At 35.0% G+C, this 15,862-nt stretch carries 13 protein-coding genes and 1 pseudogene; 10 read left to right on the forward strand and 4 right to left on the reverse strand.

All coding sequences use genetic code 11. The features are described 5' to 3' along the window. The 9 genes and pseudogenes from Q0505_RS17245 to Q0505_RS17285 all read left to right on the forward strand — a co-directional run. Positions 1-2,028: pseudogene (locus Q0505_RS17245) on the forward strand (DNA-directed RNA polymerase subunit beta'); the annotation flags it as partial. 208 nt (positions 2,029-2,236) lie between these two features. Continuing rightward, entirely contained in the window at positions 2,237-2,557 is a 321-nt protein-coding gene (locus Q0505_RS17250) for a DUF3467 domain-containing protein (RefSeq protein WP_299215559.1), read from the forward strand. 164 nt (positions 2,558-2,721) lie between these two features. Next, a complete protein-coding gene (gene htpG / locus Q0505_RS17255; RefSeq protein WP_299215561.1) occupies positions 2,722-4,611 on the forward strand; it encodes a molecular chaperone HtpG in 1,890 nt (629 codons plus the stop codon). A gap of 238 nt (positions 4,612-4,849) precedes the next feature. After that, entirely contained in the window at positions 4,850-5,404 is a 555-nt protein-coding gene (locus Q0505_RS17260; protein ID WP_299215563.1) for a thioredoxin family protein, read from the forward strand. Between the two features lie 126 nt (positions 5,405-5,530). Continuing rightward, entirely contained in the window at positions 5,531-6,511 is a 981-nt protein-coding gene (locus Q0505_RS17265; protein WP_299215565.1) for a DUF1028 domain-containing protein, read from the forward strand. A 568-nt stretch (positions 6,512-7,079) separates the two neighbouring features. Next, positions 7,080-7,856: a diadenylate cyclase gene (locus Q0505_RS17270; protein WP_299215567.1), complete on the forward strand. Its 777-nt coding sequence runs from the start codon at positions 7,080-7,082 to the stop codon at positions 7,854-7,856. Between the two features lie 4 nt (positions 7,857-7,860). Next, positions 7,861-8,868 (forward strand): DUF3667 domain-containing protein, encoded by a 1,008-nt coding sequence (locus tag Q0505_RS17275; protein WP_299215569.1) that lies wholly within the window; start codon positions 7,861-7,863, stop codon positions 8,866-8,868. 50 nt (positions 8,869-8,918) lie between these two features. Beyond that, positions 8,919-9,884 carry a DUF3667 domain-containing protein gene (locus Q0505_RS17280; RefSeq protein WP_299215571.1) on the forward strand — a complete coding sequence of 322 codons (966 nt, stop codon included), beginning with the start codon at positions 8,919-8,921 and terminating at the stop codon, positions 9,882-9,884. A gap of 52 nt (positions 9,885-9,936) precedes the next feature. Then, entirely contained in the window at positions 9,937-11,034 is a 1,098-nt protein-coding gene (locus Q0505_RS17285) for an adenylate/guanylate cyclase domain-containing protein (protein ID WP_299215573.1), read from the forward strand. A gap of 13 nt (positions 11,035-11,047) precedes the next feature. Here the strand turns inward: Q0505_RS17285 and Q0505_RS17290 are convergent, their stop codons facing one another. Together Q0505_RS17290 and truA are read right to left on the reverse strand one after the other, a co-directional pair. Next, the gene (locus tag Q0505_RS17290; protein ID WP_299215575.1) at positions 11,048-12,814 is read right to left on the reverse strand and encodes an ABC transporter ATP-binding protein; all 1,767 of its coding nucleotides are present in this window, start codon (positions 12,812-12,814) and stop codon (positions 11,048-11,050) included. Then, entirely contained in the window at positions 12,814-13,608 is a 795-nt protein-coding gene (gene truA, locus Q0505_RS17295) for a tRNA pseudouridine(38-40) synthase TruA (protein ID WP_299215577.1), read from the reverse strand. Before truA ends, Q0505_RS17290 begins: the two co-directional genes overlap by 1 nt. 136 nt (positions 13,609-13,744) lie before the next feature. Between truA and Q0505_RS17300 the strand changes: the two genes are divergently transcribed. Beyond that, the gene (locus Q0505_RS17300; RefSeq protein ID WP_299215579.1) at positions 13,745-14,236 is read left to right on the forward strand and encodes a metallophosphoesterase family protein; all 492 of its coding nucleotides are present in this window, start codon (positions 13,745-13,747) and stop codon (positions 14,234-14,236) included. Positions 14,237-14,254: 18 nt separating this feature from the next. Here Q0505_RS17300 and Q0505_RS17305 read toward each other — a convergent pair whose 3' ends face one another. Both Q0505_RS17305 and Q0505_RS17310 read right to left on the reverse strand, forming a co-directional pair. After that, complete coding sequence (locus Q0505_RS17305; RefSeq protein ID WP_299215581.1) at positions 14,255-14,851, reverse strand: hypothetical protein; 597 nt, start codon at positions 14,849-14,851, stop codon at positions 14,255-14,257. A 351-nt stretch (positions 14,852-15,202) separates the two neighbouring features. Then, the gene (locus Q0505_RS17310; RefSeq protein WP_299215583.1) at positions 15,203-15,853 is read right to left on the reverse strand and encodes an alpha/beta fold hydrolase; all 651 of its coding nucleotides are present in this window, start codon (positions 15,851-15,853) and stop codon (positions 15,203-15,205) included. Between the last annotated feature and the right edge of the window lie 9 nt (positions 15,854-15,862).

Below are 15,862 nucleotides of genomic sequence, written 5' to 3' on the forward strand. Positions count from 1 at the left end.
GTTTCATCTGGTGGTGAAATTATTGAAAACCCGATTCTTTCGAACTTTAAGGAAGGACTTTCAATTCTTGAGTACTTTATTTCTACTCACGGGGCTCGTAAAGGTCTTGCAGATACCGCTCTTAAAACAGCAGATGCAGGATATTTAACACGTCGTCTAGTAGATGTTTCACAAGATGTTATTATTAATAGTACAGATTGTGGTACGTTACGAGGTGTAGAAGTTTCTGCACTTAAGAAGAATGAAGAGATTATAGAAAAGCTACAAGATCGTATAGAAGGTAGAACATCATTAAATGATGTAATTAACCCACTTACAAGTGATATTCTTGCATACGCTGGAGCAGAAATCACACATGATATTGCAGCTGCTATTGGAGCAGCTCCTATAGAAAGTGTAGATGTAAGATCAGCGCTTACGTGTGAAGCTAAGAAAGGAATTTGTGTAAAGTGCTACGGTCGTAACCTAGCTACTGGTAAAACAGTACAAATGGGAGAGGCTGTAGGTGTTGTTGCAGCACAATCTATTGGAGAACCAGGTACACAACTTACATTGCGTACGTTCCACGTAGGTGGGGTAGCAGGAGGTGTTTCTGAAGATAGTAATGTAACTGTAAAATTCCCTGGTAAATTAGATATTGAAGATCTTAAGACAGTAAAAGGGACAGATAATGAAGGTAACGAAGTGGTTATTGTAATCTCTCGTACATCTGAAGCTAAAGTAACAGATACTAAAACAGGAATCACATTAAGTACAAATACAATTCCTTATGGTTCTCAGCTCTTTTTAGAGCCTGGAACTAAAGTAAAAGAAGGACAAGTAATTTGTAAGTGGGATCCATTTAATGGAGTTGTTATTTCAGAATTCTCTGGTAAGATCAAGTTTGAAAGTATCGAGCAAGGTATTACATACCGTGTAGAAACTGATGAGCAAACAGGTTTCCAAGAAAAAGTAATTTCAGAATCTAGGGATAAGAAAAAGATACCTACATTAATTATTGAGGATAAAGACGGAACAGCTTTACGTTCTTACAACTTACCTGTAGGTGCTCACTTAATGATAGATGATGGTGAAAAAGTAAAAGAAGGTAAGATTCTTGTGAAGATACCTCGTAAGTCTGCAAAAGCAGGAGATATTACAGGAGGTCTTCCACGTGTAACAGAATTATTTGAAGCACGTAATCCTTCTAATCCAGCAGTTGTATCAGCTATTGATGGTGTTGTTTCTTTTGGTAAGATCAAACGTGGTAATCGTGAGATTATCGTTGAGTCTAAACTAGGAGAGGTAAAGAAATACTTGGTGAAGTTATCTAATCAGATTCTTGTACAAGAAAATGATTATGTACGTGCAGGTATGCCACTTTCTGATGGTTCTGTGACACCAAACGACATCTTAAACATAAAAGGCCCATCGGCTGTACAACAATACTTAGTAAATGAAGTACAAGAAGTATATCGTTTACAAGGGGTGAAGATCAATGATAAGCACTTCGAAGTAGTGGTACGTCAGATGATGCGTAAAGTACGTATTGAGGATCCGGGAGATACTATTTTCCTAGAAAATCAATTAGTACATAAAGATGATTTTATTGAAGAGAATGATGCTATTTTCGGAATGAGAGTGGTAGAAGATGCTGGAGAATCAGAAAACCTTAAAGCAGGTCAGATTGTATCTCCACGTGAGCTTAGAGATGAAAACTCTATACTAAGAAGAGAAGATAAAAACCTTGTTGTCGCTAGAGGCGTTACCCCAGCAACAGCATCGCCAATACTTCAAGGTATTACAAGAGCATCACTTCAAACAAAATCATTTATTTCTGCAGCTTCTTTCCAAGAAACTACTAAAGTATTAAATGAAGCTGCTGTAAGCGGTAAAATAGATACGTTAGAAGGACTTAAGGAGAATGTAATTGTTGGACATAAAATACCAGCAGGAACAGGTATGCGTCGCTATGATAATATTATCGTAGGAAGCAAAGAAGATTTACAGAATATGATGGCTGAAAAGCAAGAAGTAAATTATAACTAGTCCGCTTTCAAGTAGCACAGCGACAAAGAAGTTTATGCTGAGTTCTGTCGAAGTGCGAAAGCATACTAATTCATAATAACAATCCCATCTTGCATAGTGTAAGATGGGATTTTTAATTTAGATACTTCCATAAAGCTGGAAGTTTTATATATAAAAGTAATAGCGATAGACGGGATAAGATTTCCGCCTTTGCGGAAATTCATATAAGATGGAAGACAACAAAAAAACTCAAAAGAAAAAAGGACAGATCAATATAGAACTGGATGAAGCTATCGCTCAAGGAACGTATTCTAACTTAGCTATTATTAATCACTCCGTATCAGAATTTGTAGTTGATTTTGTAAACATCATGCCAGGAACACCAAAAAGTAAAGTAAAATCCAGAATTATCCTTACGCCTCAACACGCAAAAAGATTGACCAAAGCACTAGCAGAAAACATCAAACGTTTTGAAAATGCGCACGGTGAAATTAAGGATTATGAGAAACAACCTATCCCATTAAATTTTGGACCTACAGGACAAGCATAAAAGTTCTGAAAGCGACATAACTTTTTGATACTAAATTAAAAGCCCGAAATACATAGTTATTTCAGGCTTTTGTATTTTATATGATGTCATCTTGTCATATTCTACGAAGTGGTATTTTTTTTGTCTAGTCTTTAATCAACATCTAATTATCAAAAAATAAAAATATGTCAACAGGAAAAATTAATGTGTCGGTAGAAAATATCTTCCCACTTATTAAAAAGTTCTTATATAGTGATCACGAGATATTTCTTAGAGAATTAATCTCCAATGCCACAGATGCTACTCTTAAGTTAAAGCATCTTACTAGTATAGGTGAATCTAAGGTCGAGTATGGAAATCCTATCATTGAAGTAAAAATAGATAAAGAAGGAAAAAAACTTCATGTTATAGATCAAGGTCTTGGTATGACTGCAGAAGAGGTAGAGAAGTACATTAATCAGGTGGCTTTTTCTGGAGCTGAAGAGTTCTTAAATAAATACGAAGATGGTGCAAAAGATACTGGCATCATAGGTCATTTTGGATTAGGATTCTATTCTGCATTTATGGTCGCAGAAAAAGTAGAGATCATTACAAAATCTCACAAAGACGAGCCTGCGGCACATTGGACATGTGATGGGTCTCCAGAATTTACATTGGTAGAAGCAGATAAAACAGATCGAGGATCTGAAATCATTCTTCACATCGCAGAGGACAGTACAGAGTTTCTTGAAGAAAGTCGTATTACGGAGTTGTTAACTAAGTACAACAAGTTTATGCCAGTACCCATTAAGTTTGGTACAAAAACAGAAACACTTCCAAAACCAGAAGACGCAAAAGAAGAAGATCCAGCTCCTACTCAAGAAGTAGATAATATCATTAACAATCCTACACCAGCGTGGACAAAACAACCTGCAGATCTTGAAGATGCAGACTATAAGAGTTTCTATCGTGAGTTATATCCGATGCAGTTTGAAGAGCCTCTCTTTAACATACACCTTAATGTCGATTACCCATTCAACCTTACAGGAATTTTATACTTCCCTAAGCTTGGACAAGATATGAATGCACAAAAAGACCGCATTCAGTTATACCAAAATCAGGTATTTGTAACAGATAATGTAGAAGGAATTGTACCAGATTTCTTAACAATGCTTCGTGGTGTGATTGATTCTCCAGATATTCCGTTGAATGTATCTCGTAGTTATTTACAAGCAGATGGAGCTGTAAAGAAAATCGCTGGATACATCACACGTAAGGTAGCAGATAAGTTGAAGTCTCTATTTACAAATGATCGTGAAGATTTTGAAAAGAAATGGAATGACATCAAAGTAGTGATCGAGTACGGAATGCTTTCTGAAGAAAAATTCTTTGAAAAAGCAGACAAATTTGCTTTATACCCAACCGTAGACGATACGTATTTAACTTGGGAAGAACTAGAAGCAAAAATAAAAGATACACAAACCGATAAAGATGATAAACTCGTTGTCTTATACGCAAGTGATAAGGATGCACAACACGCATACATTCAAAGAGCAAAGGACAAAGGATATGAGGTGCTTTTATTAGACTCTCCAATCGTAAGTCATTTAATCCAGAAGATTGAAACAACTAAAGAAAATGTTTCTTTTGTACGTGTCGATGGTGATCATGTAGATAACCTTATTAAGAAAGAAGATACACAAATTAGTAAACTTTCTGACGAGGAAAAAGAAGCTCTTAAGACTGTCATTACAGAGTCTATAGCAGATTCTTCGTACACTGTACAAATGGAAGCGATGGATAGTAATGCAGCACCATTTATCATTACACAACCTGAGTTTATACGTCGTATGAAAGAGATGCAACAAAGCGGTGGTGGTGGCGGTATGTTTGGTATGGGTAACATGCCAGATATGTACAATCTTGTAGTTAATGCAAACCATGAGTTGGTGTCAGAGATTTTAAATACGAAGACTGCAAAGAAAAAAGAACGTTTAATTAAGCAATCTTTTGACCTTGCTAAGCTATCTCAAAACCTTTTAAAAGGAGAAGAACTTACCAATTTTATCAACCGTTCGTATGGTATGATTAAATAAATACTCGTAAAGACGGGTATCTTATAAATATAAGATTTAAACTAAAGCCACTTTCTGTTTTTCGGAAAGTGGCTTTTTTATGCTTTCGCGAAAGCGTAAAAATTAAGAATAGCACTAGCATAGAAAAATCTATAAAATAAAAGAGTAGAAAACGACGTAACGAACCATGCTTTTTTGCGTCAAATTAGTATGTATCTTTAAACAAGATGTACAATCACTTAAATTTATACTAAATACTATGGCACTTACTCCTTCTAATATGATTGAGCTTGGTACAAAAGCTCCCGATTTCAAGCTGATAGATACGATTACAAATAACGTGTTTAGTTATCAGGATATTAAGGGAGAACTTGGTACTGTAGTGATGTTTATATGTAATCACTGCCCTTTTGTAATTCACGTAATAGATGAGATTGTACGTGTTGCCAATGATTATCGTGTTTTAGGATTTGGTTTTGTAGCGATAAGTAGCAATGATATTAGTGCGTACCCACAGGATGGACCTGCCGCTATGTGGGAAAATGCACGAAAAAATAATTTTACATTTCCGTATTTACTTGACGAGACACAAGAAGTTGCAAAAGCTTATGATGCTGCGTGCACACCTGATTTTTATCTTTTTGGAGCAGATGATCGATTGGTATATCGAGGACAACTAGACGCCTCAAGACCTGGAAATGGAATCTCCGTAAATGGTCGTGATCTGAGAGAAGCTTTGGATAATGTATTTAATAGCAGACCACAAACCATGATCCAGAAACCAAGTATAGGTTGTAGTATCAAATGGAAATAATAAATGACTTTCTTAGTTTGTAAATTAACTATTTAACGATTGGATTAAATTTTAAATAATAAATACTGTTTATATTTTGTAGGAGATTTACTTCATAAGTTGTTATTGTAGTATAAAACTACAACGATGAAAAAAACTACATTTTATTTTCTATTCTTCTTCTTATCTATTAGTCTCACGTATGGTCAACACACTTTTTCTATTGTTGCAGTAGATCCTGTTACTGGCGAAATTGGAAGTGCAGGTGCTACGTGTATTTCTGCAGAAGATGGTGCACTAGCTATAAGCGATATTGTATTGGGAGTTGGGGCGATCCATACCCAATCTTTTTATAGCCCTACAAATCAAAATAATGCAAGAACCCGAATGGAAGCTGGTGATACGCCAGAAGAAATTATGCAATGGCTTCAAGATAATGATGTGTCAAATGATCCGTCTTTTCGTCAGTATACGGCAGTTACTTTAAATAATGGAAATCCATTGAGTGCTGCTTTTACAGGACCTAATTGTTTTGAAGAATTTATTCATGCGACAGGTCCCAATTATTCAATAGCAGGGAATATATTAATATCTCAAGATGTTGTGACAGATATGGAAACTGCGTTCCTAACTACAGAAGGGAGTCTTGCAGAAAAACTGATGGCAGCATTACAAGGTGCAAAACGCCCTGGTGCTGACTCAAGATGTCTAGAATTTGGTATAAGCTCGGCATCCGCTTTTATACGTGTTGCAGATCCTTCTGATACGGATAGCTCTTACGGTAACTTATCATTAGATCTTAATGTATGGATCACTAGCGAAGTCTTTGAGCCAATTGATGAATTACAAATACTTTTTGATCAATCTCTTTCTGTAGAAGATACTTTTGCAGTTAAAGGTGTCAATATATATCCTAATCCATCAAAAGGAGAATTATATATAAAATCTGTTGTAAAAGTAAAAGAAGCTATACTTTTAAATATTATGGGACAAGAAATAGCTCGTTTTCCTATTACAGAAAATCTTACGTCTATTGATGTTTCAAAATATAGAAATGGGGTGTATTTTCTAACATTGAAAAATGACACAGGAATAACAACGACTCAAAAGGTGATTATTAAGAAATAATATTATGTAAGATTATTGCGTTTTTTTTGAGCAATTAATTTCACTATACTCTTTGAAAAAGTTCGTCCGTTTTAACACTTTATACTGTGCTATGTTTAATTTTTATTTGTAATATTAAAGGAATACTATTTAAAATCAATTCATTATGAAAAAAAAGAATCTAAAGTCATTAAGTCTTGACAAAACAGTTATTTCAAATTTAGATCAAAATCAAGTTAATGGAGGAACTGGTTCTATAATTGGACTTACTGCTATTTGGTGTCCTTCTGATACTTGTATAACCACTGTATATTCAGGTCCACTTAAGCCAAGTTGCGGTAACTGCTAGAATTTATTACTCAATTTAATTTTAATGAGCATCCATTAATGGTACAGAGTTGTTCATGACTTAATTTTCAACTATGAGCATAGATGTAATATCTAGCTTTAAAAATGATAGACACTTTTAACACTTAACCATTCACCTTCATATCAAAAAACCGTTTTTAGCAAACTAAAAACGGTTTTTTTGTACCCTTAGTTTTAGTATGTCGTTTTTTCCTTTACTTTTACTACAAAGCATTGTTTTTTGGAAATATTTGAAAATTTTAGAATTTTTGACATTATAGATATTGTCTTAGTAGCAACCTTACTTTACTATGTATATAAATTGGTAAAAGGAACTGTTGCTATTAATATATTTATAGGTATTGTAGTGATCTATCTTATATGGCAACTAACCGTGTTGTTAAAAATGGAAATGCTCAGTACAATTCTTGGGCAATTTATAGGAGTAGGAATGTTTGCTTTGATCGTTGTTTTCCAACAAGAGATTCGTAAGTTTTTATTAATGGTAGGGAGTACAAACTTAGCAAGAGGCAAAGGGGTATTTAAAAATTTCCAGTTTTCTAAAAATGATAAAATTTTAGAGATAGATGTCAATGCGATATTAGCTGCTTGTGTTAATATGGGAGAGGTACGCTCTGGAGCCCTTATTGTGATTAGAAGGGCGACAAGTCTAGAATTTGTAAAGGCAACAGGAGATGCCATGGCAATTGCTGTAAATAGACCTATTATAGAAAGTATTTTCTATAAAAATTCTACGCTACATGATGGTGCAATGATTATAGAAGACAATACAATTACGGCAACTAGAGTCATTTTACCAGTAACGCAAGAGCGTAATATTCCATTACGTTTTGGACTTAGGCACAGGGCTGCCATTGGTATTACAGAAAAAACAGATGCTCTAGCCCTAGTTGTCAGTGAAGAGTCTGGAGAGATAAGTTATATAAAGAATGGAGAATTCGTCCCCTACAAAACAATAGATGAGTTACGTGAATTAATCACATCCGATTTAAGCTAATTACATGGAAGAAGAAGTACTCCCTGAAGAAAATAAAACTCCTAAGAAACCTAAAAAGAGAAAGAAGAAAGAACAGCTTCCTACGATTTCTAATCGATGTAAAAACTGTGATGCCCCATTAAACTTAGATCAAGCTTTTTGCCCAAGTTGTGGGGCAAAAAGGATGTACAACAGATTAAATTGGAGCAACCTTACCGAAGATTTTGTAGATCGATTCTTAAATATTGAAAATAACTTTCTAAGAACCTTTTTTGCACTTTTTAATAAACCAGAAGATGTTATAGGAGGCTATATTGACGGAATGCGGAAACGCTATCTTTCAGCCTTTAGCTATTTTGCAATCTCTCTTACAATTACAGGATTATACACCTTTGTCTTTAGAAAGTGGTTTATGACTGACGATATGTTTCGTCAAGGAATAACAGCTACCGATGGTGTTGATGTAAAAGGCACTGTCGAAGCCACTAAGGAAATGATTAATTGGGTGTTTGAGTATCAATCTATTCTCACATTTGTCAATATTCCCTTTTACGCTGTGGTTTCTAAACTTGTATTCTGGAATTACAAAAAATATAATTTTATTGAACATGTAGTAATTTATCTATATGTCTATTCCCATACTCAAATTGTAGCGTCTATTTTGGGGATCTTATTTATGTGGTCTAGTGTAGCTCAGATTGTTATAAGTTCTTTATTAATGTTTGTATATGTAGGTTATACAGCATTTGTATTGATGCGCCTATTTGATCTAACAATCGAAAAAATAGTCTTAAAAACGATACTATTTATTGTTGTATTTTTAATATTGAGTATTTTGTTTTTTGGAATTGCAAGCGCATTACTTTACAAAATAGGAGTTTTTGACACTTTTATAGAAAAGATGAAAGAAGTGCAAAAAAATCAGAAAGCATTGAAAGAAGCAGCCAAGGCCGTAAAGGATAGCCTTCAAGTAGATAGTGTAAAGCAGCTTGCAAAAAGCGTCAAGGACACCTTGTTACTTTTTGGAACTTAGTTCATATAGTATCTTAACTTATCATCACTAATGGATCAAATGATATCCCTATGGGAAAAGTAGCAAAGTCAAAACAACAACTTCTTGAAGTAAGTGATACGTGTATTAATTGCAATCAACCTCTTGCATTAGATCAACGATTTTGTTCTAACTGTGGTGGGAAGCGTATTTACAACCGAATCACTTGGCGTAATCTTTTTGAAGATTTTGTAGATCGATTTTTAAATATTGAGAATGCGTTTCTAAGAACATTTCTTGCACTTTTCAAAAAACCAGAAGCTGTTATTGGTGGTTATCTAAAAGGAATGCGTAAAAAATACCTTCCTGCTTTTAGTTACTTTGCAGTAGCACTTACGGTGGCAGGAGTTTCAGCTTTTGTGATTAAAAACTGGTTTATGGAGGATATGATCCAAGCACAAACGAGTTTTTATACAGGAACTACTGCAGAAATGCAAAAAAACTTCACTTCTAAATTTTTAAAGGAATTAGTAGAATACCAATCTGTTGTATATTTTGCTATGATCCCTATTCTTGCTATATTCTCTAGAATTGTCTTTTGGAATTATAAAAAATACAATTTAGTGGAGCACTTTGTAATTTACCTCTATGGATACTCGCATATTGCTTTAATCACAACGATAATAACGTTAATGACCATATGGAATCAATCTTTATATAAAATATTTAGTTTTGTATCGATATTCATTCTTATAGGGTATATGACCTTTGTACTAAAGCGTTTATTTGAGTTAGATGCTGGGAATACTATTTTAAAATTAGGTCTCTTTTGTTTATTAATAGGTTTGATGTTCTTGGTGTTTTTTGTTTTTGTGGTGATTCTAAGCGTCGTTGCAATAAAAACAGGCACTGATACAGATATAGAATTTTTAAAATTAATGAAAGAACAAGCTGAGGCACAAAAAGCATTAAAAGAATCAACACAGGCAGTCAAAGATTCTATTAATGGCAATACTATAAAACAAACTATCCAAGTCATAAAAGATACTTTGCAGTAGGAATACGCTTCTGCCTGCCGTCAGGTAGGTTCGCGAAAGCAATAAAATATCAATGAATATACTTTCTAAAGAAGAAATCTGGTATTATACAAAAAGAGCTTTTTGGGTACTTTTTGCTTGGGTACTTATTTTTAATGTCCTATTCTTTTATGAATACTTGACATTGATGGATAATGATGCTTTAACATCAGAATATGATTTTACTATATCTTTTAAAGCAAGCCTTTTAGTCTCTATCATTGCAGGGCTTATAGGAGGAACGGTGACGCTCAATTTTATGGAGCGTAGTCTTAGAAAATATGCTTTTGGAAAGGCACTTATTGTTATTGCCATTACCTATCTTATTGTAGCACTCATTATTAGTTTGATTGGCAGTGTTTTTTATTATAGTGATTATTTAGGAAAACCTTTTCATAGTAAAGAAGTCATTGCAGCGGTTAAAGTATTTTTTGTAGGATGGTTGTTTATTAAAAATCTTATTATCTGGTTGTTTATTGTTTTGGGAACCGTAATTGTTTTTATGATCAATGAAAAGTATGGTCCTGGTGTTTTTCCAGATTACCTCAAAGGAAAGTATTTCAGTCCTAAAAGAGAACGCCGTATTTTTATGTTTGCCGATATCCGTAACGCAACAGGAATTGCTGAAGCTATAGGAGAAGAAAAATATTTTCATTTTCTCAAGGATTTTTTTGAAGATATTGCTTCAGCCATACAAAAAAGCCAAGGAGAAGTCTATCAATATGTAGGCGATGAGGTCGTTATTACCTGGAAAATGAAAAACGGACTCCGAAAAGCAAATGCCTTACAATGTTTTTATAGAATGCGAGACGCCATAAAAAAACGGGAAACCTATTATATGAAGCGGTATGGTTATGTACCTACATTTAAAGTAGGACTTCATTATGGTGCTGTGATGGTAGGTGAGCTAGGAAAAATTAAGCGTGATATTGCTTTTTCTGGAGACGTCCTCAATACTACAGCACGGATTCAAGCAAGCTGTAATGAGCACCAAGTAGATATTCTTACTTCTAGTGATTTTGCAAATATCTTATACCAATTACCAAAAGGTCTTAAAAAAGAAACCATAGGAAAAGTACATTTACGAGGAAAGTCTGAAGAGATCACACTCGTTACGTATCGAGAGGTATAAGCGTTTACTGCGTTTATGAGATCACTACTTCTGTAAATTGAGCTTCGTAAAGTGCGTGATAATGACCTCCTTCGTTTTTAAGGAGTTCTTTATGTGTGCCTTTTTCTACGATCATTCCTTTATCCATCACCATGATAAGATCTGCTTTTTTTATAGTAGCAAGGCGATGTGCAATAACAATAGAGGTACGTCCCTTAGTGATTTTACCAATAGCTTTCTGGATAAGCTGTTCACTATGTGAATCTACAGATGAGGTCGCTTCATCTAATATTAATATAGATGGATTACTTACATACGCACGTAAAAAAGCAATAAGCTGTCGCTGCCCGCTAGAAAGCATAGCTCCACGTTCTTTTACATTATAATGATACCCATCAGGAAGACTAGAGATAAATTTATGAACCCCTATTGCTTTTGCTGATGCAATAACTTCTTCTTCAGAAATGGAAGGATCATTAAGTGTAATATTATTCAAAATAGAATCTGCAAATAAGAAAACATCTTGCAGCACTACGGCAATTTCTTTTCTTAATTCGTATAATTTGATGTCTGCAATAGAAACCTCATCTATCATAATGCGACCACTATCTATCTCGTAAAAACGACTCAATAAATTAATAATAGTCGATTTTCCTGCGCCCGTAGACCCTACAATCGCAATAGTTTGTCCCGGTTCTGCAGTAAAAGAAATTCCTTTTAAAACCTCCTCATCAGAAACATAGCTAAAACGTACGTTATCAAATGTAATTTTGCCAATTACGTTTTTAAGTTCTTTGGTTCCTATATCTTTAATTTGAGAATTTTTATCTAGAATCCCAAATACGCGATTTGCAGCAACCATACCCATTTGGAGGGTGTTAAACTTATCTGCTATTTGGCGTAAGGGTGTAAATAACATTTGGATATAGCTTATAAAAGCAGTAATCACACCTAGTGTAATCGCGTCTGATTCTGCAATCTTTAACCCTCCATACCATACGACAAGTCCTATTGTGATAGAGGTACACATTTCTGCAATCGGAAAAAAGATAGAGTTATACCATACCGTTTTATTCCAAGCATCCTTATGCTTTTTATTAATCTTTCCGAACTTTTCCTGTTCAATCTTCTCACGATTAAAAATCTGTACGATTTTCATCCCTGTGACACGTTCTTGAACAAACGTATTTAGATTAGATACTTGAGTTCGTACTTCTTCAAAAGCAACTTTCATAGCACGTTGAAAAACTCTGGTAGCATATAATATGATAGGAAAAACTGCTAATACAATAAGAGTAAGTCGCCAACTCTCCCAAAACATAAATCCTAAAACAACGCCCATTTTTAATAAATCGGCAATGATCATAAACAGTCCTTGACTAAAAATACTAGAAATGGTTTCTATATCCCCTACGGCACGTGTTACTAATCTTCCTACAGCAGAAGTGTCAAAGTACTGCATCTTAAACCGAAGCATGTGCTTAAACAATTTTACACGGATATCACGTATAACCTGTTGCCCTATCCAATTAGAAAAATAAATGAATAGTAATTGAAAAACAACTTGCCCCATAAGGACTAACCCCATCAATGTGATAAAGTAAATAAGGCTTTCAGGATTTTTTTGACTAATTCCTATATCAATGGCACCCTTCATATAATAAGGGTGTAATGCTGCAAATACAGAAAGAAGAATAGCACTAATCGCAGCTACATACAATTGCCATCTATAAGGCATTGCAAATTGCAATAACCTTTTAAAGAGTTTGGTGTCAAATGCTTTTCCCTTGGTATCTTCCATTAATCTACAAATATATGTTTAGGATACCCAATATCAGTTAGGTATAATCCATGTGCAGGAGCAGATGCGCCAGCGAGACTTCTATTTTTACCTTTAATCACCTCGTGCATCCAAGAAACGGGTTTTTTTCCTTGCCCAATTTCTACTAAGGTACCAACAATAGCTCGTACCATATTACGCAAAAAACGATCTGCGGTAATGGTAAAATGATATTCGTTATCCACCAGTGACCAAGAGGCTTCTTTAATACTACAAAGATAGGTGTTGACATCTGTATTTGACTTGCTAAAACATTCAAAATCTGAATAGGTGAGTAGGATGTCTGATGCTTCTTGCATACGTTGAATGTCTAACGGAATTTTATAGTAAAAAGCACGTTCCTGCGTAAACGGATTTTTGGTGGTATGTATTCTGTAAAGATACGACCTATGTGTGGCATCAAAACGTGCATGTGCATCTTCCTTAACAGGTAGAATCGCTTGAATGGCAATACTCGGCGGTAAAAAATTATTGAGTTTATACGTGAGTTTTGTTAGGTTCGCTCCTGTCTCGCCGGCAGGCAGATTCGCGAAAGCGGAATCATTTACATCTTCAGGTATAATATCTACGTGTGCATACATCATGCGGGCGTGTACGCCTGTATCTGTCCTTCCTGCTCCCATAATGGTCGTAGGTGTACGCAACAAAGTAGACAATGCTTCTTCAATGGTTTGTTGCACAGTGACAGCATTCGGTTGGCGTTGCCATCCGTGATACGGAGTTCCGTTATAAGATAGTTGTATAAAATACCGCAAAGTGTCTTATTTTTGAGCAAATATACGCTTTCGCGAAAGCGTATAAAAAACAATTAATACGGTTATGCTACTTTTGAACTCATCACCGATTCTATTTTATAAACATACCTTTTAAAAAAGGAAATACTAATATCTTTTGAAAAAAATACTTCTTCTCAGCGATACGCATAGTTATATAGACGATCATATTTTAGGTCATGCACAATGGGCAGATGAGGTGTGGCATGCGGGCGATATCGGCGATTTAAAGGTAACCGATGCGCTTCAAAAAATGAAACCCTTACGTGCTGTTTTTGGAAATATAGACGATAGTGAAGCACGTCAAGAATTCCCATTGAATAATCGTTTTGTGTGTGAAGGTGTGGATGTCTGGATCACACATATTGGAGGCTATCCAGGTCACTATTCGCCTGCTATAAGAGATGCCATACGTGCAAATCCGCCTAAATTATTTATATGCGGGCATAGCCATATCTTAAAAGTAATGCCCGACAAAAAACTAGGCTTACTCCACATGAACCCAGGCGCGATCGGTAAGCACGGTTTTCACAAAGTACGTACGATGCTTCGTTTTACAGTAGATGCTGGTAAGATTGACAACCTAGAGGTCATTCAAGTAGATCGGTAGAGTATGTCTTAAAGGATATTACCCTCTTCGTCTTTCCAATAAAATCATCATCATCAAACTCAACATGACTCTGTCATCGTCATCCGCATCCAACTCACCTAATTTTGTAAGTTCAAATTTTCTACCAAAGAAAGAAGCTTGTTTCTTTAGTTTGATAATTGGTTTCCCATTCATATTTTCTACGATATAGGAAGGGTTAAATACATACCCTGTAAACATACCCAAGACAGGAATTTCACCTAGCAAAGAGTCGAGTACTTTGACCCATGCATTTTCCTCACTTATAGAATATTGGTGTTTTTTAGATTCATCAATGATTTGATATTGTGCTTTCCAAATAGATCGCCATCCTTTACGTACTACTTTTCCAAAGTTGGTATTTCGCTCATCGTAAAAAGAATAGGCAGTTGAGAAATCCAACCATTTATCTGCCTTGATTCTGTAATTTTCTTTTGTTCTTGATTCGTCACTAAAAATCTGAATGTCTTCTTTAAGTTTAAACATTTTTTGGCGAACGTATGCGATGGTTTTTCCACTGGCGTCTGTCGCTTTAAAATCATTGGCAAGTGTAGAGATCTTAAATTCGAAGTTGACAGGAAATTGAATGTTTTGCATGATTTTTTGTTAGGATGAATAGTACGTAGTTCTTCTACTACTTTTATACGGAACAAAGTACTAAAGTAAAATGGGAATTAATTCTTACGAGCTACAAATTTTAAAAACGTAAGTCAAGTGTTTGTGAATGCTAGCTATTTACTTCAGTTCATTTTCAAATTCAAGAATGGTTTTCCAAAACTTTTTGAGATAAGCTACTGCGATAGTTTTCTCAGAAACAATGGTTTCACATAAGAGCAATCCATTTTCAAGATTGTTACTTATTTTCGGAAATACTATTGTTTACGCTTTCGCGAAAGCGTACTAAACAAAATGAAAAGTGAAAGAAAAATGTAGAATAATTAATAGTAGCTACAATTTCAGCAACCATTCTTTAAATTCATAAAAGTTGGTAGGATGTACTCCGTGTCCGACAGGGAATTCACTCAGCGAACTTTCTATACCTAACTTGCTGAGGTATCCGGGTGTTTGACGTGCAGCATCAATAGGAATGACTTGGTCTACCGTACCATGCGAGTTATAGATATTCAGATGTGCATAGGAGGCTGCCGACTTTACATCGATAATATCTCCATTGATATAGCCACTTAACCCAATCACATTTTTTACCTTTTCTGGATAGGTAAGGGCAACAGCATAACTTAAAATTGTGCCTTGGCTAAACCCAAGTAAGGTCACATTAAAAGGATCTAGGTTATAAGCTGCAACGGCTTCTGTAATAAAAGTAGCGATCAAATCTCTGGATACGATAGCAGCTTCAGTATCTGAGGTTTTTATACCTTCTTGATCTATGGTAATCGCATACCAAGCATTTCCATACGGTTGCATAGCGATAGGTGCTCTCGCTGAAATAATAAAGTAGTGTTCAGGGAGTTCTGACGCAAAGCTAAAGAGGTCATTTTCATCACTTCCGTAGCCGTGTAATAAAAGCAATAACGGAGCTTTTCCTTCTGTTGTCTTTGTTGGTTCCTGGATGATATGTTCTAAGGAAAGTGATTTCATGATATGAGT

Origin of the sequence: uncultured Dokdonia sp. (assembly GCF_937910895.1) — a bacterium.
Taxonomy (GTDB): domain Bacteria; phylum Bacteroidota; class Bacteroidia; order Flavobacteriales; family Flavobacteriaceae; genus Dokdonia.

Excerpts from the sequence above, each read along its gene's own strand:
- Q0505_RS17250 (WP_299215559.1), top strand. The coding sequence starts at position 2,237 with ATGGAAGACAACAAAAAAACTCAAAAGAAAAAAGGACAGATCAATATA.
- htpG (WP_299215561.1), top strand. The coding sequence starts at position 2,722 with ATGTCAACAGGAAAAATTAATGTGTCGGTAGAAAATATCTTCCCACTT.
- Q0505_RS17260 (WP_299215563.1), top strand. The coding sequence starts at position 4,850 with ATGGCACTTACTCCTTCTAATATGATTGAGCTTGGTACAAAAGCTCCC.
- Q0505_RS17265 (WP_299215565.1), top strand. The coding sequence starts at position 5,531 with ATGAAAAAAACTACATTTTATTTTCTATTCTTCTTCTTATCTATTAGT.
- Q0505_RS17275 (WP_299215569.1), top strand. The coding sequence starts at position 7,861 with ATGGAAGAAGAAGTACTCCCTGAAGAAAATAAAACTCCTAAGAAACCT.
- Q0505_RS17280 (WP_299215571.1), top strand. The coding sequence starts at position 8,919 with ATGGGAAAAGTAGCAAAGTCAAAACAACAACTTCTTGAAGTAAGTGAT.
- Q0505_RS17285 (WP_299215573.1), top strand. The coding sequence starts at position 9,937 with ATGAATATACTTTCTAAAGAAGAAATCTGGTATTATACAAAAAGAGCT.
- Q0505_RS17290 (WP_299215575.1), bottom strand. The coding sequence starts at position 12,814 with ATGGAAGATACCAAGGGAAAAGCATTTGACACCAAACTCTTTAAAAGG.
- Q0505_RS17305 (WP_299215581.1), bottom strand. The coding sequence starts at position 14,851 with ATGCAAAACATTCAATTTCCTGTCAACTTCGAATTTAAGATCTCTACA.
- Q0505_RS17310 (WP_299215583.1), bottom strand. The coding sequence starts at position 15,853 with ATGAAATCACTTTCCTTAGAACATATCATCCAGGAACCAACAAAGACA.